This is a genomic window from Pseudovibrio sp. FO-BEG1 (assembly GCF_000236645.1).
GTDB lineage: Bacteria > Pseudomonadota > Alphaproteobacteria > Rhizobiales > Stappiaceae > Pseudovibrio.
In genome coordinates this window covers 1,218,700-1,238,755 of the sequence record NC_016642.1, presented here as the reverse complement: position 1 = coordinate 1,238,755, position 20,056 = coordinate 1,218,700, and the positions used below count along the sequence as shown (strand labels likewise).

15 protein-coding genes are annotated in these 20,056 nt (G+C 49.8%); 11 read left to right on the top strand and 4 right to left on the bottom strand.

The genetic code is table 11. From position 1 onward, the window contains the following. Window positions 1-105: 105 nt before the first annotated feature. Window positions 106-1,272 (bottom strand): Xaa-Pro peptidase family protein, encoded by a 1,167-nt coding sequence (locus PSE_RS05765; protein WP_014283994.1) that lies wholly within the window; start codon window positions 1,270-1,272, stop codon window positions 106-108. Window positions 1,273-1,595: 323 nt separating this feature from the next. Between PSE_RS05765 and PSE_RS05760 the strand changes: the two genes are divergently transcribed. The 3 genes from PSE_RS05760 to dpaL all read left to right on the top strand — a co-directional run bounded on the left by PSE_RS05760 (window position 1,596) and on the right by dpaL (window position 3,964). Next, complete coding sequence (locus PSE_RS05760) at window positions 1,596-2,294, top strand: transcriptional regulator (RefSeq protein ID WP_014283993.1); 699 nt, start codon at window positions 1,596-1,598, stop codon at window positions 2,292-2,294. 5 nt (window positions 2,295-2,299) lie between these two features. Further along, window positions 2,300-2,683, top strand: coding sequence for a RidA family protein (locus PSE_RS05755; protein ID WP_014283992.1), 384 nt, complete (start codon window positions 2,300-2,302; stop codon window positions 2,681-2,683). Between the two features lie 99 nt (window positions 2,684-2,782). Next, window positions 2,783-3,964 (top strand): diaminopropionate ammonia-lyase, encoded by a 1,182-nt coding sequence (dpaL, locus tag PSE_RS05750; RefSeq protein ID WP_041768028.1) that lies wholly within the window; start codon window positions 2,783-2,785, stop codon window positions 3,962-3,964. A 305-nt stretch (window positions 3,965-4,269) separates the two neighbouring features. On the opposite strand, the gene PSE_RS05745 is transcribed toward dpaL, so the two are convergent. Continuing rightward, window positions 4,270-5,151, bottom strand: a complete 882-nt coding sequence (locus tag PSE_RS05745; protein WP_014283990.1) for a LysR family transcriptional regulator — start codon at window positions 5,149-5,151, stop codon at window positions 4,270-4,272. A 105-nt stretch (window positions 5,152-5,256) separates the two neighbouring features. Between PSE_RS05745 and PSE_RS05740 the strand changes: the two genes are divergently transcribed. The 6 genes from PSE_RS05740 (at window position 5,257) to PSE_RS05715 (ending at window position 12,191) form a co-directional block, all read left to right on the top strand. Further along, on the top strand, window positions 5,257-6,708 hold the full coding sequence (locus tag PSE_RS05740; RefSeq protein WP_014283989.1) for an aldehyde dehydrogenase family protein: 1,452 nt from the start codon (window positions 5,257-5,259) through the stop codon (window positions 6,706-6,708). Continuing rightward, the gene (locus PSE_RS05735; RefSeq protein WP_014283988.1) at window positions 6,708-7,739 is read left to right on the top strand and encodes a membrane dipeptidase; all 1,032 of its coding nucleotides are present in this window, start codon (window positions 6,708-6,710) and stop codon (window positions 7,737-7,739) included. Before PSE_RS05740 ends, PSE_RS05735 begins: the two co-directional genes overlap by 1 nt. Window positions 7,740-7,776: 37 nt before the next feature. Continuing rightward, a complete protein-coding gene (locus tag PSE_RS05730; RefSeq protein WP_014283987.1) occupies window positions 7,777-9,321 on the top strand; it encodes a BCCT family transporter in 1,545 nt (514 codons plus the stop codon). Between the two features lie 76 nt (window positions 9,322-9,397). Then, entirely contained in the window at window positions 9,398-11,092 is a 1,695-nt protein-coding gene (locus PSE_RS05725; RefSeq protein WP_041768026.1) for a hypothetical protein, read from the top strand. Next, on the top strand, window positions 11,093-11,740 hold the full coding sequence (locus tag PSE_RS05720; RefSeq protein ID WP_014283985.1) for a DUF3726 domain-containing protein: 648 nt from the start codon (window positions 11,093-11,095) through the stop codon (window positions 11,738-11,740). It begins immediately after the preceding gene. Window positions 11,741-11,834: 94 nt separating this feature from the next. Beyond that, window positions 11,835-12,191, top strand: coding sequence for a RidA family protein (locus PSE_RS05715; protein WP_014283984.1), 357 nt, complete (start codon window positions 11,835-11,837; stop codon window positions 12,189-12,191). A 594-nt stretch (window positions 12,192-12,785) separates the two neighbouring features. Here PSE_RS05715 and PSE_RS05710 read toward each other — a convergent pair. Beyond that, window positions 12,786-14,137 (bottom strand): IS3 family transposase gene (locus PSE_RS05710; RefSeq protein ID WP_086003608.1). Its coding sequence is split into 2 segments (ribosomal slippage): window positions 12,786-13,799 and window positions 13,802-14,137, totalling 1,350 coding nucleotides; the frame shifts between segments, so codons are not numbered across the junction. Window positions 14,138-15,582: 1,445 nt separating this feature from the next. Here PSE_RS05710 and PSE_RS05700 point away from each other — a divergent pair. Both PSE_RS05700 and PSE_RS05695 read left to right on the top strand, forming a co-directional pair. Next, window positions 15,583-18,918: a M10 family metallopeptidase C-terminal domain-containing protein gene (locus PSE_RS05700; RefSeq protein WP_014283980.1), complete on the top strand. Its 3,336-nt coding sequence runs from the start codon at window positions 15,583-15,585 to the stop codon at window positions 18,916-18,918. Window positions 18,919-19,020: 102 nt separating this feature from the next. Beyond that, window positions 19,021-19,431 carry a hypothetical protein gene (locus tag PSE_RS05695; protein WP_014283979.1) on the top strand — a complete coding sequence of 137 codons (411 nt, stop codon included), beginning with the start codon at window positions 19,021-19,023 and terminating at the stop codon, window positions 19,429-19,431. Between the two features lie 31 nt (window positions 19,432-19,462). Here the strand turns inward: PSE_RS05695 and PSE_RS05690 are convergent, their stop codons facing one another. Continuing rightward, on the bottom strand, window positions 19,463-20,053 hold the full coding sequence (locus PSE_RS05690) for a polysaccharide biosynthesis/export family protein (RefSeq protein WP_014283978.1): 591 nt from the start codon (window positions 20,051-20,053) through the stop codon (window positions 19,463-19,465). Window positions 20,054-20,056: the final 3 nt, after the last annotated feature.

The window sequence follows — 20,056 nt, the reverse complement described above, 5'->3', positions numbered from 1 at the left end:
TGAGTTAACCGCTACAGAGCTAAGGATAAGCAATGCCGAAGCAATTTATCCTGACTGCATAGGAGGGAAGCCGTCTCCCTGCCCCGAGGGGACGGCTCATGCTTGTTATTTAATGATGATCATTTCCGGTGCTGCGCGCTCAGTGAGCCACTCTGCACCGTCTTCTGTGATGACGATGTTTTCTTCATGAACCATCTGCTTACCTGGCGCGTAGTTCATGCCCGGCTCCAAAGTCAGAACCATACCTGGCACGAGCAAAGTATTGTCGGTTGCTGTGTGAGATGGGCGCTCTGTCAGCTCCATGCCAAGGCCGTGACCGATGCGGCCTACATCATTGCCAAGAGCGCCGGCAGCTTCCAGGACACTCCACATTGCATTGTAGATGTCTGTCGTCGTGTTGCCCGGCTTGGCAGCTTCAAAGCCCTTGGTTGTTGCTTCCCATGTTGCGCGATAGGCAGCAAGTGTCTCTTCACTTGCAGAGCCAAACGCCCAGTTGCGATCAAAGTCTGAGAAGTAGCCGTCTCTGACTGCGCCTGTGTCAATGATGAGAACATCACCGTCATTCAATACGCGGTCCGTTGGGCCCATGATGATGCTGTCATATCCATCAGGGCCGGACCCTGCGATAATGTAAGGACATTCATCCGCACCTGCACTCAGCATATCAATTCTGAACTGTTTGCAAATTTCCCGCTCGGTCATTCCAGTTTTTGCGTAGTTTGGAATGAGGTCGAAGGCTTGATTGGTGATACGGCAGATTTGGCGGGTCTTGCTGATTTCAGCTGCGGACTTGATCTGGCGAAGATTGTGAATTGCAAGCGCAACGTCAACAAATTCTGACTCAACCTTGTCACGCAGTTCCAGGAAGTTGTTTGTTGGCATACGCAGGTAGGATTCAATCCCGAGCGTCGCACCGACACGACCATACTTTTTAGGCAGATCATTCATGGCCTTGGCAACCAGAGAAATGCCATCGTCCTCAGGACATGGTGATGCCCACGTACGGATATCGTCAACCCATGTTGCCGCCATTCCAGTGACGCCAATCTCTGGAATAACCGCGATTGGCTTGCCTTCGAGAGGCACAATCAGAAACCATGGACGTGTTGGACTGTGCCAAAACTGAGTGAAGAAACCAGAGAAGTAGCGGACATTGGGTTCTGTCGTGAAAAGGACAGCGTCCACTTTTTGCTCATGCATCACCTTTTGCAGGCGTGCTGTCCGGCTTTCAAATTCTGAAACTTCAAAGCCCCTCAAAGAAAACTCTGACATGATGTGCTCCCGTTTTATGACAGAGTGGCCGGACCCGAAATTGCAAATTTGTGAACGCAAATGGGTTCAACCAACCTTTGAGTTACATATTTAATACAATATCATTTCAGTCAACAATATTAGACTGTAATAGGCGTTCATACATATATATTTCTAGGTTTCCGTCTTCTTTAGTGGATAAAATATCAGTACCATTACGCATTTCGGCTCAAAATTAGCATTTACAGTTAAATGAAGTGAACTTTTCATTGCAAACACCGGGAAACGTGGTTACCAACATAAGGAACCTATTACGTACTCAGGCGAGCTTTGAGAAAACAGCTATGATCAACCTCAATGACTTCACAAATGTAGAATGTCTCTTTGAAGATGATGATGATCGTCTTGCAAACTACTTTCGCATTGCAGAAACAGTCGCGGATTTGATCGGGCCACACTGTGAGGTTGTGGTGCATTCTCTCAAAAACCTGGAAACATCTGTTGCCAAGATCGTCAACGGACACATGACGGGTCGGACGATCGGGTCTCCCATAACAGACCTCGGTTTGAAGATGCTGCGGGTTTATCAGGAGACAGGCAATCTGACTCCGAAAGCCTACTTCACGCATAATGCTGAGGGACAGCTGCTTAAATCAGCAACGACGATAATCCTTGGCGCTTCAGGCAAACCGATTGGCTTGTTCTGCCTAAACATCAATCTATCCCTGCCCTTCTCAGAGATCATCAGCACCTTCACTCCAGATGCTGCTGAGGTTGCAGAGAAAACAACACCAGAGCGCTTCAGCACCAACTCAACTGAGGTCATTTTGGGTGCCTTGGAACAGGCGATCAGAGATGTGGAGGCAGACCCATCGGTAACACAAAAAGCCAGCAACAAGGCTGTCACCAAACTGCTTCTTGAACGCGACATTTTCGAGTTCAAAGAAGCAACCGTGCTTGTGGCGGAAAAACTCGGGATCACGCGACATGCCATCTACAAGTACATCCGAGAATCAAAAACTCAGATCACTAGCAAAGAGTAAGTAAAATGAAAAAGTTAGTTGCTACAGAAAACGCTCCAGCTGCAATCGGACCGTATTCTCAGGGAACTGTTTTAGAGAACCTCGTTTTCACCTCTGGTCAATTGCCGCTTGATCCAAAAACAATGGCATTCCCTGAAGGTGGCATCACCGAGCAGGCCAGAATGTCACTGGCCAACTTGAAGGCTGTGCTGGAAGAGGCTGGTGCTGGCATCGACAGCGTGGTGAAGACCACATGCTTCCTCGCTAAAATGGAAGATTTTGCAGCATTTAACGAAGTCTACACGGAAGTCTTTGGCACAGAAGGTACGCCTGCACGTTCTTGCATTCAGGCAGGCCGTCTGCCGAAAGACGCGCTGGTTGAAGTCGAAGCAATCGCATACGTCAAGTAAGCTGCACGACACAATTGTTGCTGCGCTCTTAGATTGAGTTCCCCCACTCTCTTCGAGCGCAGCTCTCCTCCCCCTGCCCAAGCTGTTGAAGAGATCAAGATGCTTAAGATACGCAGCAATCGTTTTCGCACAGGTGAAACCAGTCCACTGTTCACCACCCAGGTTGCAGAGAAAACACGTGAGTTTCATAGTCAGATTCAAGGCTATGAGCCAACTCCACTCACCAGTCTTCCTGCCTTAGCTCAAGAACTGGGTGTGAAGGCGATTTACGTGAAGGATGAGTCTCATCGCTTCGGACTAAATGCCTTTAAGGTCCTGGGTGGCTCCTATGCCCTTGGCCGCTTGCTTGCGAAGAAACTTGATCTCGATATTTCGGAGATCGACCTGCAGACTGTCTCGCAAAAGTTTGAGCGGCCGATGGTCTTTACAACAGCAACTGCTGGCAACCATGGCACCGGTGTCGCATGGGCTGCGCGCGCTATGGGACAGAAGGCTGTTGTTTACATGCCTAAGGGCTCACCTCAGTCAGCTGTCGAGCGCATCCGGGGTTTAGGTGCAGACTGCATTGTGACCGATGTGAACTACGATGACACAGTTCGACTAGCGAATAAAACAGCCGAAGAGAACGGCTGGGAGCTTGTTCAGGACACTGCCTGGGATGGCTACGAAGAGATACCAACCTGGATCTCCCAGGGTTACATGACGATGGCTGGAGAAGCAGCTGACCAACTCGCCAAGCTGGACGGTGCTCACCCAACTCACGTTATGCTTCAGGCTGGTGTCGGAGCTATGGCAGGCGGTGTTCTGGGCTATCTTGCTGATGCGTACGGACCTGAGAACTTCACGTCTGTGATCAGCGAGCCGCGCGCTGCAGATTGCCTTTATCAATCTGTTTCCAGCGAGAATGGTGAGATGACTGCGGTTGAGGGTGACCTGACCTCCATTATGGCTGGTCTGGCCTGCGGCGAACCAAATCCAATCACATGGCCAATCCTAAGAGATTGCGGCGATCATTTCATCTCGGCAGAAGATAACATTGCCGCCACCGGCATGCGCATTCTTGGCAACCCACTCAAAGGGGACCCTGCGATCACAGGCGGCGAGTCCGGCGCTTTGAACATCGGCCTGCTTTACGCGATGAAGTCAAAAGCAAAGTACGCCGAACTGGCACAAAAAGCTGGTCTCAACGAAGAGAGTGTTGTGTTGATCTTCAACACCGAGGGCGACACCAATCCTGAACGTTACAGAAAAATCGTCTGGGAAGGCGCCTTGCCTCTTTAACCGTTTAAATTGCCCAAACAGAGCCGTTGCTCTGTTTGGGTCGACCAACTCAGTTGGACACGACCAGGTTACCGATAAGAACAACTGCAAAAGCTATTGAGGTATACCTCAACCCATGATGGGTTAGCTCCAGTGACCGCTTATAGCCCTCGACGCTAGCAACCGCCTCTCAATTGCCTGAGATTTGGCCGTGCAGCGAACGCCAGAAAAGCCCGCACTGTTACTGCTTACTCCCCTAAAAAAGTTGATAGCAAGTTCTGGCTAGGGATGCCGCAAATGTTCATTCTTTCGGAAGTTGGATAAACTTACTTATTGTCCTGAACAAATGTCAGAATTGTTTGCTCCAATGCTTGTGCCGCAGGAGAAGGTGGTGTCTCTGATTTTCGAATAATTTGGATCTCGCGTTGGATGCTAGTATCTGGGAGAGGAATGAAATTGATCTCATCTGTATTGAGCATCTGAGTGGTGGTGTCAGGTAGAATTGTTATACCGATCTGACTACGGACCATTGCTATCAACGAGGTTATGTTATGGACTTTTAGTCCCGCTTTAGCATGCAGCCTTTGACAAGCCGGAACTTGAATTGATTGAGACAGATTGTTTGCGATCAAGCGTTCTTCTCTCAGGTCCTCCCAGTTCAAGTCCTGACCTTTCTGAAGCAAACCACTGGACCGGTGACACAGGATACCGAAACGATCTGAGAAGAGAGGTTGAGTATGAAATGAAGTGGCGTGGCCTTGTGTAGAGGCAATGCCCAGATCAATCCGGTCTTTTTCCAGCTCACGTAGAATGGAAGCAGAATCCATATCGCGAAGTTCGATGTGAACATCAGGGCGCATAGAAAGGAACCGTGCAATGACTTCTGGCATGATTGTGCTTGCAACAGATGGAACGGCGGCCAACCGCACTTTTCCGCTTTTTGCTTTTGCAAAATTCACAATGTCCTGAACCATGCCGTCAAATTGATAAAGTTCCCGCTCTGCCTGCTCCAGAACGAAAGACCCAAGTGCTGAGAGCCGGTTCTTACGATCAGTCTCAAACAATGATTGTCCCAGATTTTCTTCCAGTTGTTTTAACATCATGGAAAGTGCTGAAGGTGTGCGTCCAAGAACCTCGGCTGCATCACTAAGGTTGCCGGTTCGTGCAACCGCGACGAAACAACGAAGCATCTCAATCTTGATCTGCATTTCAATTTTCCTGAAGCAAATTACAGAAATTTGATTTTGACTGAAATTGAATCATGTGTCCATAGTCCGCTCAGTAAATCTACGGGTGAATAGGCAGCAGATCACATGGTCGACACAAAACTGAACCTCATTGCAGGAAACTGGACCGCTGGCAAAAGCGAAGTTGAGAACCGGAACCCATCGGATCTGAGTGATCTTGTTGGTCTGTTTGCGCAGGCATCCGCAGATCAGCTGGAAGCGACCTTGGATCAGGCACGCATTGCTCAGGCGGAATGGGCTGCTTATGGCATTGAACGCAAATACAACGTGCTGAATGCGATTGGTACAGAGATGATGGCGCGTGCAGAGGAACTCGGCACTCTGCTTTCTCGTGAAGAAGGTAAACCTCTCGCCGAAGGTAAGGGCGAAGTCTACCGTGCAGGCCAGTTCTTCACCTACTATGCAGCTGAAACACTGCGTCAAATCGGTGAAACCGCAGATTCTGTGCGGGACGGAATTGAGGTTGATGTTCGCCGAGAAGCGGTCGGTGTTGTTGCAGTTATCTCTCCGTGGAACTTCCCAACAGCAACCGCTTCATGGAAGATTGCTCCAGCGCTTGCATTTGGAAATGCTATTGTCTGGAAACCCGCAAACTTGACGCCTGCTTCTGCTGTCGCTCTGGCAGAGATTATTGAGCGGCAAGACATACCCAAAGGCCTCTTCTCACTGGTCATGGGCTCTGGTCGTAACATTGGTCAACGTTTGGTTGAAAGCCCAAAGGTCGATGCGATTTCCTTCACGGGTTCTGTCCCGGTCGGCCGCGGAATTGCATCCGCAGCTGTTCAGAATTTCACACGTGTTCAGATGGAAATGGGCTCCAAAAACGCTCTTGCAGTCATGGATGATGCTGATCTTGATCTGGCTGTATCTTTAGCAATCGGAGGGGCGTTTGGCGGCACTGGGCAGAAGTGTACCGCTTCTTCCCGTCTGGTTGTTCACGAAGCCATTCATGATGCGTTTGTTGAGAAGCTCATTGCTGACACAAAGGCCATGAAGGTTGGTCACGCATTGCAGGCGGGCACTCAAATTGGTCCGGTCGTCTCTGAGCAACAACTCAATGAAAATCTAGCATATGTGGAGCTTGGTAAGTCCGAAGGTGCTGAGCTCGCATGCGGTGGGCAACGTCTGGAGATGCCGACACAGGGCTTCTATATGTCTCCTGGTGTCTTTCTGAACACGACAAACTCAATGAAAATCAACCGTGAAGAGATGTTTGCTCCATTGGCCGCAGTCATCAAGGTTGGCAGTTATGATGAAGCGCTCGCGACCGTCAATGACACCAACTTCGGACTGACTTCAGGCATCGTGACGCAAAACCTCGCAAGAGCAACCCATTTCCGCAGAAACGCGCGTACAGGGTGTGTGATGGTGAACCTGCCGACTGCAGGCACTGACTATCACGTTCCATTTGGTGGTCGTGGAGACAGTTCATACGGTCCACGTGAGCAAGGATCTCACGCAAAAGACTTCTACACCATCGTCAAAACCTCCTACATCTCATCCGGAGTTCCTGTGTGATGTGGATCGATAATCTTCAGTATGCCAACTGGTCTGAGAAAATCTTTCGGCAAATGCGTGCGGGGGGATTAGATGCTGTTCATGTAACGATCGCGTATCATGAGAATTTTCGCGAGACAGTGCTCAATTTTGAGCAGTGGAACCGCTGGTTTGAGCAATACTCTGACCTCATTATGCCCGCATATGTGGCCGCTGATATTGATGTTGCACGCGAAACCAACCGCACAGCAATCCTCTTTGGGTTCCAGAACCCAAGCCCGATTGAAGACGATATCGGCCTCGTTGAGATTGTGCACCGCCTTGGTGCACGGTTCATGCAGCTGACATACAACAACCAGTCGTTGCTTGCCACAGGTTGCTATGAAGCTGAAGATACCGGCCTTACCCGGATGGGCAAACAAGTTGTGAGGGAGATGAACCGGGTCGGGCTTGTCGTGGATATGAGCCATTCTGCCGATCGGTCGACGATTGAGGCTGCGGATTACTCTGAAAGGCCAATCGCAATCACGCATGCCAATCCGTTTGATTGGGCACCTGCGCTGCGTAACAAGAAAGATGATGTTATTCAGGCCGTTGTGAAAAATGGCGGAATGCTGGGCTTCTCGCTTTACCCGCATCACCTCAAAGACAAATCGGCGTGCACGCTTGAAAGCTTCTGCACGATGATTGCGCGGACTGCAGAGAAGTTTGGTGCACAGCATTTGGGCATAGGCTCTGACCTTTGCCAGGACCAGCCAGATAGCATCGTGGAATGGATGCGTATGGGGCGTTGGACAAAAGAGACGGACTACGGTGAGGGATCGGCGAGCGCACCGGGCTTCCCGCCAATGCCTACATGGTTCGAGAGCAACAAAGATTTTGGCAACCTTGAAAAAGGTTTGCGAACTGTCGGTTTCAATGAGGAGGAAACTGCAGGGATCATGGGCCGAAATTGGTACTGCTTTTATGAAAGCAGTTTTCACGCAGCGCCAGCCGAAAAGAGGCTGCTTAACTCACCCCCATCGGAGTTGAAGAAGAACTGTTCAGCTTAACTGAACATGCTGCATTGCCGTCACCAGGGAGGGAAATATGACGGACATTACCAAGCAATCTGTAGAGGACGCTAACGATACCAATATGCCGCTGCTTGCGATTACAGGTGGCTTTATCGTGCTCTTCTGCTTAGTCGCACTTATCAATCTCGATGTATTATCTGCATTTGTTGATTGGGGCTTCAATATTTCTGCAACATACTTCGGCTTGTTTTGGCAGGTGCTGCTTCTGTCGACGTTTCTATTGGGCTTGATCCTTTGTGTATTGCCGGGCGGCAAGGCAATTATGGGCAATCTGGCAAAGCCAGAGTTTACGGTCTTCCAGTGGGGCGCAATGATCATGTGCACCCTGCTAGCAGGTGGCGGTGTCTTCTGGGCTGCGGGTGAGCCGATGGCACACTTCCTGTCATCGCCTCCACTGTTTGGCGCAGAAGCCGGCACGGATGCTGCCGTGGATGCAGCCATAGCACAAAGCTTTATGCATTGGGGCTTTTTGGCCTGGGCGATACTTGGCTCTTTGAGTACCGTCATGCTGATGCATTATCACTATGAAAAAGGATTGCCACTCGCACCGCGGACCTTGCTTTACCCAGTGTTTGGCGACAGAGCGATCAACGGTCCAATTGGCCTCATAGCAGATGCGTCAAGTATCATTGCTGTGGTTGCTGGAACCGTGGGTCCGATTGGCTTCCTAGGGTTGCAAGTCAGTTACGGTCTGAGTGATCTGTTTGGCATTCCAGATGGGTTTACAACACAAGCTGTTGTGATTGCTGGCCTAGTCGCGCTCTATACGATTTCAGCCATCTCCGGTATTTCCAGAGGTATCCAGCTTCTGAGCCGCCTGAATGTCATTCTGGCCGCTGGCCTGCTGCTCTTCGTTTTGCTCGCGGGCCCTACAGCCTTCATCTTCAACAGCTTCTTCTCAGGCTTTGCAACATATCTTGGCAACTTCTTCGGCATGGCGCTTTACCGCGGTGAAGCTGGTGTCTTTGGTGAACCGGGCTGGCTTGGCTGGTGGACTGTGTTCTTCTGGGGCTGGTTTATGGGATATGGCCCGTTGATGGCAATGTTCATCGCGCGTGTCTCTCGTGGCAGATCCATTCGCTCTATCGTAATCATGCTGTCCATTGTCGCGCCAATTGTCACAAACTTCTGGTTCACTATTGTCGGCGGTTCTGGAATTGCGTTTGAACTTCAGCAGGCTGGTTCTATTGCGACTGCATTTGAAGGCTTCAACCTACCAGCGGCACTCTTGGCGATCACACAGCAGTTGCCGCTCGGCTTCTTTGTCTCAATCCTCTTCTTGGTTTTGACAACGATTTTCGTAGCGACAACAGGTGACTCCATGACCTACGTCATCTCTGTCACCATGTCTAAGAGTGGAACACCAGCTATGGCAGTTCGTGTATTCTGGGGCATTGCAATGGGTATGATGGCGATGATCCTGATTTCAGTAGGGTCTGGCGGCGTCTCAAAGTTGCAGAGCTTTATCGTCATCACCGCGGTACCAGTATCGTTGCTACTCATTCCGTCACTTTGGGATGCATTGCGCATCACAATAGCAAAAGGAAGAGACAGCTAAGCATATTGCCCGAGCACATATATCCAATATGGCTCGGGCAATTTAAGCTTCGGATTGTCCAGAGGATGAGATGATTATGAGTGTTTGCGAAACCGATGCAATTCAGCTGCGTGCACCTGATAAGGTGATGAAGTTAAGCCGCCTCGGTTCAATCCATCAATCACGCCTTTCCTTCATGCGTATTCTTTTGAGACGCATGCAAAATGATAACTGGCGTTTTGAACGACCTATCTTTGATATTGATGAGAGCGGTGTCGGGCACGCTGTCTATTGCGCTCATGGTCCAGACCGAACCTATTCTCTAGTTGCCTTCTCGCATGACCTGCCAGCCGAGAAGCGATCAGATCGCGTGATCGCAGATGCTTGGGATGCAACATTCACTCTTTTTGACGGTATTCCAACCTCTGAGGATATTGAACGTCTTTCTCACAACGTACCTTTGCAAGAGGCTGGACGCATTTGTGAGACAGAGCTGTCGCTGTCACGCGCCAATCGTTCGGCACGTTTGTGGGAACACATCGTGGAAGCTCTATCCGAGGGAGAGCAGCCAGACCTCCAAAAGATCGAAGCTGTCGGTTATCTCATGCGCACCACTGCCGTTTATGGATCAGGCAAGTTTGGGGCAGCGGATCGCGAAATGATCGCGGACCGTCCTGAGTTTCAAAGTCCGTTCCAGGTGGAGATGCTTTCCGTCTTTCTGACACGAGCTTTTGTACGCGACCTTGCCGAGTATATGGCGTGTATGAAGGGGGGAGAAAAAGCTGCAAAGTTGGATCCCGCTATCGCCCGTTCTATGGGCATTGGAAATTCAACTGGCCTCGGAATGGCGCCATTTCTGCTCAATCATCCAGTACTGTTTAACAACTGGATTGCCGCGCGGGAACAAGCGGCTGCACGTGTACGCGCACTCCCTCAGGCAAATAAACATGAGATTGAACTCTTTCGTGAATTGCTTGAGCGCAGCATCTTATTGGTGGCGTCTTGGACAACAGATCATCAAGTCCAATCTGAAAAGACTGAAGGGCTCAAGCGTGACCTTGTATCGTTGCGGCAGCAGGCTGAAAACATCTCTGATGCAAGTGATTACCCTTGGAACCAGCTAAATACCTGGGCAGAAAAGGAACTGTCTCTGGAAGGGCAGGAATGCCTGATTTCCTTGATGCTGGAGCCTTATGGGGCACTTGTTGATGATCTCGCAAACACTATGGCCGCTGACAACACGCCAACTTTCCGCATTGCTGGAGCGATGACACTGCAGGATCTGCGGGAAATTCTTGAACGGGTTTATGGTTGGGCATTGGAAATTGATTGGAGTGATCAGCAGAACAAAGCAAAGGCCTGGTATGTCTCTGAGGAGAAGCTGGAGCCACGCCTGGGTGAACGCTTTGAAGAGCCGATTGAAGACTACGAGCAACCTTTAGCGCCCGGACGAGATGCAGCTGCGCTTTATCATGCTCTGGGCCACTGGCCAGAAGACAAAAACATCGCTCAGTTTCTGCTGAGGCATCCTGAATACCGTCACATCGTTCGCCGTGCTCAGATTGTCAATCAGGCGCCCTATGCTGAAATCCGCGACAATACGATTGCAAGCGATATTCTGCCGATCGATATGCTGAGATGTAAACTCGCCTTTTTCGGCGCAGTGCAATTCGATCCACGCTCTGATCGTTGGGTACGCATCAACATGTATGCAAACGCGCCTTATCCGGAGGAGTTGGCGTCACAATCTGATGATTTCTGGGTCTATCCAGCACTGAACAGAGGCAACTAGATGAGTTATTCTCTCAATGAAATCGAGGCGATGTGCAAGCGTGCTTCTCGTGGTGCAGGGTTGCCATGGGGCTTATGTGAGGAGGCTGCCAAAGGAACGCGCTGGCTCGCATCCTTTGGATTTCCTGGACCGGATTTGCTGGTCTCACTCTTAGAGTTGAATGACAGGCTGCCAGCGGTTGATCTGTCTCCAGTGGCACTTCAAGGTATCTGGCGTGCTCCAGCGGGCAGGCTAAGCCCACTGATTGCTGGCGCTGCGATGAGTGACTGTGCAATCAAAATGGAGCTGGGCAATATCATAACAATGCTGGAAGTTGACTACCCGTTGCTGGTTGTTCCTTTCGCGTCCGGCGCAGCCCTTCGTCTTGGCCAGCCGGTTGCTGTGGAATGGGAAGGTACGCGCATGGTGACCAATGGCAAGGAACTCTGCGTTCAGGGCAACTCTGAGGCAATTTTATCTTCTCACGCCAAACGAGTTGAATGCTCAGCGGCAGCACAAATGCTCTCGCAAAGCAAACCTATCCATAGAGCGGTTGTTGGGGATGCATGCTGGGTGCGCCTTGGAGCATTTGCACAGCGGACCTTTGCTCCCGCGACAGAAGCATCCCGCCTGCGCGGCGCTGGTGCTGGTTTGACAGACAACGACTGATTGGTAGTCGTTCTTCAATTTCAAGATCAAGAAATCCGACGCAAGAGATCAGGTGTTTACATGAACACGCTGACTGACAAAAACTGGAGTAAAAATGAGCTCAGGACTTAAAAAAATAGGCGGTTCCAAGCGCTTTTCTGCAATCGCTATTCACAATGATGTTGTTCATTTGGCAGGCCAGGTGTCACAGCTCGTTGAGGGCGATATCACCGCACAATCAAAAGACGTTTTCACCAAAGTCGACAACTTGCTCGCTGAGGCGGGCACAACTCGTGAAAATGTGTTTTCCGTCCAGATCTGGCTGGCAGACATGCGTGAGTATGACGAAATGAACAACGTCTGGGACGAGTGGGTCGCTGATCTCAATGCAGCTCCAACACGAGTTTGCGTCGAGGCCCGTATGGCAAAGCCTCACTACAAAATCGAAGTTCTGGTGCTGGCAGCGCAGTAATGTACAGCTAGGATTGGTCAGTAGGCGGCTAGATCTACTGGCCATCTGTGAGATCCTAGAAGCCCAACCATTGACGATAGGGGGTAGTATAAAAAGACTGTAAACAGAGCTTGTTGCTCAAAGTGACTTGGAGTTGAAACCCAACTAAGCTAACGGCTAACCAGAGATAACTCGAATGTCAGTTATTGGCCACGCTGTGACATTCTAGGAATGCCTAAAATTTCGGGCCAGGAGCTGCCATTGGGCCTTTCAGCCAACAGTTGAGATCAACTTTGCTTAACTATTAAGCAACGACCCACCGAGCTCCATTTCGTTTCGATCTGAACGCATAATTGATTTCGCTGAATACCCCAAGATGACCGTTCATTGCACGAGCGCTAAGCCATCAACAGCGTTGATCTACAGGTTCAAGTAGGTGATCTGCGGTAGGTAGGAGCCGTTGAACATCAAAACGCAACAAGGCCAAGTATTCTATTACCCAAAAGCCATTTTTTGTCCAATTGTCCTTGATGACAGACACTGTCCGTCATCAAGGACAATTGGACAAGATTGGCTTTCGAATAGTGGAGTGTCTGGCCCTTTTGCGTGTTGATGTTAAGCGGCTTGAGCGTGGTAGCGCAAGCGACGATTTTGAAGAGTTCTGCGTTTAATCATCTGTCGGTTTTGTAAGATCGCCTTATCCCTCTCGAAATAAACATCTGCTGGTGTCACGTTACCTAGGCTCTCGTGATAGCGATGATTATTGTAGTAATCGACGAAGTTCCCGATCTGTGCTTCCAAGTCCTCCGACATGTAGTAGTTTTCGAGTAAGATGCGGTTCTTCATGGTCTGATGCCAACGCTCGATCTTACCTTGCGTTTGCGGATGGTATGGCGCTCCCCGAACATGCTTCATACGCTTCTCCTCCAACCATTCAGCCAGGTCGGTAGAGATGTAGGAGCTCCCGTTATCGGACAGTAGCCGTGGACGATGGAGTATCTTGGGCTGCTCGCATCCAGAGACATCGAGTGCCAGTTGAAGGGTATCGGTTACATCCTTGGCTTTCATAGTGGAACACAGCTTCCAGGCAATGATGTAACGGGAGTAATCGTCGAGAACAGTTGAGAGATAGAACCAACCCCAACCAATAATCTTGAAATAGGTAAAATCGGTCTGCCACTGCTGGTTCGGCTTTGTTGTCTTATCCTTGAACTCGTCTGCGGCCTTGATGACGACATAAGCCGGGCTGGTAATCAGGTCTTGCGCTTTCAGTAGTCGGTAGACAGAAGCTTCAGATACAAAATAGCCTTTTGTGTCTGTGAAGCGGACCGCGAGCTCTCGTGGTGACAAATCTGGCTCGTCTAGCGCCATCTCGATAATCTGTGATCTGATCTCATCGGGAATACGGTTCCAGACCTTGGCGGGACGTGAAACTCTGTCCTCCAACGCTTCAACGCCGCCTTCCAGATAGCAGTTATACCAAACATAGAACGTTGAGCGTGGAATACCCAGCAGCTCTAACGTGCGCTTGATTGGCTGATGTGATCCTTCAACCAGCCGAATAATCTCCAACTTCTCGTGGGCGGGATATCTCATTCGTCGTCTCCCCCATCCTCGAGCATGCTTTTTTTAAGAAGCCGCAGCTCCAGAGCTTGTTCGGCGACCACCTCCTTGAGATCGCGTGCTTCTTTGCGCAGCACCTTGACCTCACCGGTGCTGGCCTGACGGGCCGTATCACCAGCAAGTCGCTTCTTACCGGCTTCCAGAAACTCCTTCGACCAGCTGTAGTAAAGCCCCTGTGAGATGCCCTCTTGTCGGCACAACTCGGCAATACTGTCCTCACCACGCAGTCCAGCCAGAACGATACGTATCTTGTCTTCAGTGGAATAGCGCTTTCGGGTCTTGCGCCGGATGTCTTTAACCGCCTTCTCAGCTGCAGCGCTGGCGGTCCTTGTGTTTTGCCCCATTGTTCACTCCTAGTCTAGTGATCATGGGCCAAAACACTCCCTTACTCAAATCGATCGATCTGTCCATATGACTTCGACGGGGAACATTGAAAATAATTACGACGCATTAAGCCCATTCTTTAAGAAGCACGCTCAAAAACTTGAAATCTTTAGCGGCGTAAGAGATCTAAAAAAATATTCGGATATTGTTTGGGTACCCAAGAAGTGTCCCTGCAAGTCTTGTAAATTTCTAGGCGTTGAGTATAGAGACCCTAGGCGACTTGAAAGAGAATACTTTGGGTTTACATGCACCCCTGAACTCGATGTATCGGGTAAAATTTCCGCTATTGAATATTGCGAGTAACGACAACATTACAAACTTTTTTATTCCAAACTCCTGCATCATTACAAACTATTTTATACCGTCACATTAGACATTTGAAGCATAAATCATGGCCCCAAAAATTACTTTTCGTTTTGCAATGCCTCACTATCAGTGATTGTTTTATTCTTAACCAGCAGATGAACCTCGATCTGGAAGACTGAAGGTCCAGGCAAAACCATCACAAGGGAAACAACCAAATGGGGTTAGCGATTTGGTTGAGTTATCGCTGCTCAGGAAATGCGTTAGGTTTAAGCTGACGAAACCTAACGCAAAATCTGAAGTTTCCGCTGACAACAGCTATCGCTGCTGACATAAACTTCACATATATTCTCATTTAATAAAATGCAGCAATACAATGCATAATAATACTTAGATAAATTACATGTAACTTTCTCTAAAATAATAGTTAAACAAACTAATCGATTATCTAGACAAAAATCAAAAATTACGTTTATTCACTTAGAAATTATCATCTCAATCAGCGTTGACTTTACGTCAAAAGAGGCCAACAATTCTGCGATTGTATGAGTGATACTCATGCAGAAAATGACGTAACACGCTGAATAATAAATAGAAATCCAACCACACCTTCTCTTGATCCAATTGCGTGGGCTGCAATTTTGGAGTTATCGAAACATGTTTGATGACTACGCAAATTCTGTTGCTGGATGTAACGATAGCCCACGGTTAATCGTGTCTGATAACTGGCAGGATGTAGGGCTTTTGCCCTTGGGGTTTCCTGACTGTTTTCAGAGCGTATTGCGACGCGATTATGGTCATCATGAACGGACCACTTTTCCATTTGTGATCAAGTCGAGGACTTGTCGTTTCAACGGCATGGTTAAGCTGGTCATTGGTCAATCATCTGCTTCGTTTCGAGGTGGATCTGAGATAAGCGCCAACGACTGCGCTGTGAGTTCCTTGGAGGAGGAGCTCGCTACGGAATTTCCAGTTCTTCAGCACGTCAATTTACTGAAAACGCCGGTGACGACGGCGTCCTGTGCGACGACCGGTTTGAGTTGGAGCACCAATACTACGCAGCATTAAAAACCCAAGCTTTGTAAGAGAGGGAGACACAAAGATGCCAAATCAAAATCAGCCCGATGAATGGTGGGTAAATGATCAGACACCTGATAATCCATATGGCAAAAGCGAGGATTACGAAGCTTATATCGATTACATCAGTGCACTACCACGCAGCTTGACACCTGAGATTGCTGCACAGCCGCTAGTGATCAACGTGACAGGTCTGAACGATTATCCTGAGTACAAGGCGGCGGCCATTGGTGCTTTGGAAGTTTGGTCAGCAGTTACTCCATTGCAGTTTGAGATTGTGGACGATGCTCCATTTGATCCTGACCTCCACTGGATGGAAGTTGTCAGCCCGGCAATTGGCGAGCAGAGTGACGGCAGCGCGTTTTCCAGCAACCGTTATGTCAGCATCGGCCAGAAATTCCATGACACTGAGCCGAACAAAACCGATATCGGCGGTTATGTGTTTGACAGCTTTATCCATGAGTTCGGCCATGAGTTTGGCTTGAACCACCCAGGCCTTTATAACTACAGCGGCCCAGGCGGTGTTCAGATCAACTACCTAAACAATGCGACATGGATCTATGACCGTCAGCAGTACAGCGTAATGTCGTATTTCGATGGCATTGATGTTGGGGAAACAACACGCTGGTCGGCTTCCACACCTCTGATGGCGGATATTGAATCCACCATTCGTCGGTTCTTCTCTGAAGTTGATGAAGATGGTGTGCGGACGTATCAGAAGATCGATCTAAACACTGGCGACAATATCTACGGCTTCAACAGCACAGAATACGGCTACGAGCTGACATCTGATGGCATGCAGCACGATATCGGATTTACAATTCACGATACCGGCGGCATGGATACCATTGACTTCTCTGGTTCAACTGCTGGGACAATTCTTGATCTACGAGCTGGTCAATTCTCCTCCGTGAACGGCCATAGCAACAACGTTTCGATCTTTGCAGGTCACAACGAAGATCAAACAGAGTACTACATCGAAAAAGGCATCGGCAGTAACTACGATGACATTATCATTGGTAACGATGGCGACAACGTTCTGGACGGTCGCGGTGGTGCTGACAAAATGGCAGGTGGTGCTGGAGACGACATCTACTTCGTTGACTCCATTGACGATATCGTTCGTGAAGAAGCTGATGGCGGTAACGACACCATCATCGTCGTGAACAGCGATCTGGATCTTGGTGAAGTTGAGAACGTTGAAAACATCATCTACGTTGGCGGCACTCCTCCGCAGCCTCCTGTGGAAGAAGATGACACTCCAGCCAACCCAGGCGATACGTTGACCAGCATCATCTTTGGTGATGAAGGCAACAACACGCTGGATGGCGGTGCAGGTGGTGACACCATCTTCGGTTTGGATGGTGATGATCTGATCATTGGTGGCCGCGATACGCTTGCAAGCCGCGACATCAACAACACCATTCCGTTTGATGAACTTGAAGATCAGACCGAGAGCGATGACGGTAACGACGTCCTCTACGGCGGTGGTGGCAACGACACCATCTTCGGTGGTGCTGGCGATGACATTCTGGACGGTGGTGACGGCGACGATACTCTGATGGGTCAGGCTGGTGCCGATGTGTTCAGAGGTGGTGACGGTGTAGATACTGTCGACTTCAGCCATGAAAGCCCGTTCCAACTTCTGGTCAACCTGGAAACCAACGTTGCTGTTGGTGGTACAGCTTCAGGCGACACCTTCTACAGCATTGAAAACCTGATTGGCTCTGACGACCGTATCGACCGCTTTATCGGTACAGACGACAACAACCACTTCTGGGGTCAGGGGGGCGGCGACGTCTTCAACGGCGGCGGCGGTGATGACATACTGGATGGTGGTCGTGACGGTGACCTGCTTTATGGTGATGAAGGCAACGACATCCTCATTGGTGGTTCTGGTCAGGATTACATGAATGGCGGTGAAGGCATTGATACCGTTGTGTATTCCGGTAGCTCTGATGGCGTAACCGTCGACCTTGCCAACGGCACTGCCAGCGGTGGTGATGCTGACGGTCCAGTACAGATCGTAGGTCGTGGTACAACCATCAAGCATGACATCATTGTTGATGTTGAGAACGTCGTTGGTTCTTTCTACGATGATCACCTGATCGGTAACGATCAGACCAACGAACTATCCGGCGGTGCAGGTAATGACGTACTGACTGGTGGTGAAGGTGCTGATGTTCTAAATGGTGGTGCTGGTAGCGACACTGCAGACTATTCCGATGCAACTAGCGGCGTGAAGCTTAATCTGGCTCGCGGTAAGTCTGAAGGTGATACCTACATCTCCATCGAGAACCTTTCCGGTTCTGGTCACAATGACAAGATCAAAGGCAACAAAGCTGCCAATACTCTGACTGGTCAAGGTGGCAACGATGTGCTCCGCGGTGGCGGTGGCGATGACATCCTGTTTGGTGACTTTGCTGATCAGGGCGAAGCTATTCCACGCCCGGGTATGGGCACGGGCTACGCAACCCTCGGGCCAGATGCCACGAACAACTCGATCGCAACTGCCTTCGATATCTCCAACAACTTCTCTTTGACAGAAGACCCGGACATCTTCGATTCAACAACTGTTCTTCACACAACAGTTAACGCGACCGGAAATGGCAAGGGTGGATACTACAGCATCGAGCTGGCTGCGGGTACGATCATCACGATCGATATTGACGGCATTGCAGATCCAAACGTCCATGACAGTTGGGTTCGCCTGCTCGACAGCGATGGAAACATCGTCACCCAGAACGATGATGGTGGTGGAGATCCAGGTTCTATAACCAACCGCGATTCCAGTACTGTCTTCGTGGTTGAAGAGACTGGTACCTACTACATTCTGGAGGGCGCATGGTCTCCGGATGTTCCAGGTGATGGTTGGTCAGAAGCTGTGCCGGAAGGCTCTACCTATAAACTGAACGTCTCTGTTGAGTTCCCACCTGAGCCAATCCAGCCAGGTGAAGCCGGTAATGATAAGCTCTATGGCGGCAACGGTAGTGACTTCCTTGATGGTGGCCTTGGTGCTGACCTTCTTGTCGGTGGTAAAGGAGAGGATACCTTCCGCTTCTCTACCGAGCTTGGTGAAGACAATGTTGACCGGATCAAGGACTTCAATACTGATGAAGATGTGATCATGTTGGACAGCAGCATCTTTGCTGAACTTGGTGGCGACGGTCCGCTTGCACTTAATGCATTCCATAAAAGTGCAGCTGGTGTCAGTCAGGATGCAAATGACCGCATCATCTATGACACGGATAGTGGTGCATTGTTCTACGATGCTGACGGTTCCGGCGATATTGCAGCGGTACAGTTCGCTCAGTTGAACGCTGGCCTGTCTCTATCCGCAGACGACTTCGTGATCGTCTGATAAGATCGAGGAGGGGAGCTTTCAGGTTCCCCTCCTGTTTTTGCACATATCACTGCGTTGTCAGGCCCTTCGGCCTTATTTTGAGGATTGGGGAGTAAATCAATGAAAACCAAAGTTACCCGCCATTCAGCTCTGCTTGCTGCAGGTCTTGCAATCTCAGCAGTCTCAACCAACGCAGAAGCCGTGAAAAACCAACCCGAAACAATTAGTGGCACAATCACCTACGCAGGCAATGAGGCTATCCCAAAAGGCCAGATCAAGATTTTCCTGAAAGACAGCGAAGCGCAATCCATGTCGCAAGTCACCACATCTCAAACCCAGCTTATCAGCACCGGTAAAGCCAAAACCCTAGCTTACACATTCGTAATTCCAACAAAAGCTACAGCCTCTCAGGTGCAACTGGTTGAAGTTCGCTTAGAGAGAGCTGACGGTTGGTTACTTGCTCGTGGGAGTGAAAAGGTAAGAGCGGAGAGAACTCCCACGGATGTGATGCTTTATAAAGTTATGTATTAAAGACCTAGCGCCAAACCAATCCAGACAACTGCTAGAAGAACCGCTCAGGCACTCGGATGCTGTCGCCGGGTTGGATGTAGACGCGGGCGCCGGTGAGTTTTACCGGGATGTCGTAGTCATTCCCGTTTTTGCGAATGAAGACGCGTTTGGTGTTGGCTCTGTAGGAGTATCCACCTGCGATGGCCACTGCATCCTGTAAGGTTAGCCCGTTTTTATAGGGGTATTCGCCGGGTTTTCCGATTTCTCCCTGAATGAAAAATGGTCGGTAATTCAACACTTCCAGACTGATACGTGGGTCTTTGAGGTAACCATCTTTCAGAGCGACGACGATTGCGTCTTCCAGTTCACCCAAGCTTTTGTTTTTAGCGGCAACATCTCCCACGAGTGGCAGGTCCAGGTTGCCCTGATCGTCGACGACAAACTCACCTGACAGGTCTGGCTCACCGAATACGATGAGGCGCAGTTTGTCTCCTGAGCCTAAGTGATAGGCTTTAGCCTGTGAGAACGCACTGTCTGTGACCAGTTGCTGATGCTGTGTGGAACTACTCAGATCGCTTGGTGTGCAGCCGAGAGCCCAGAACGCGACAAGTAGGACTGACAGGACGTGCTGTATGTATTGCATTAC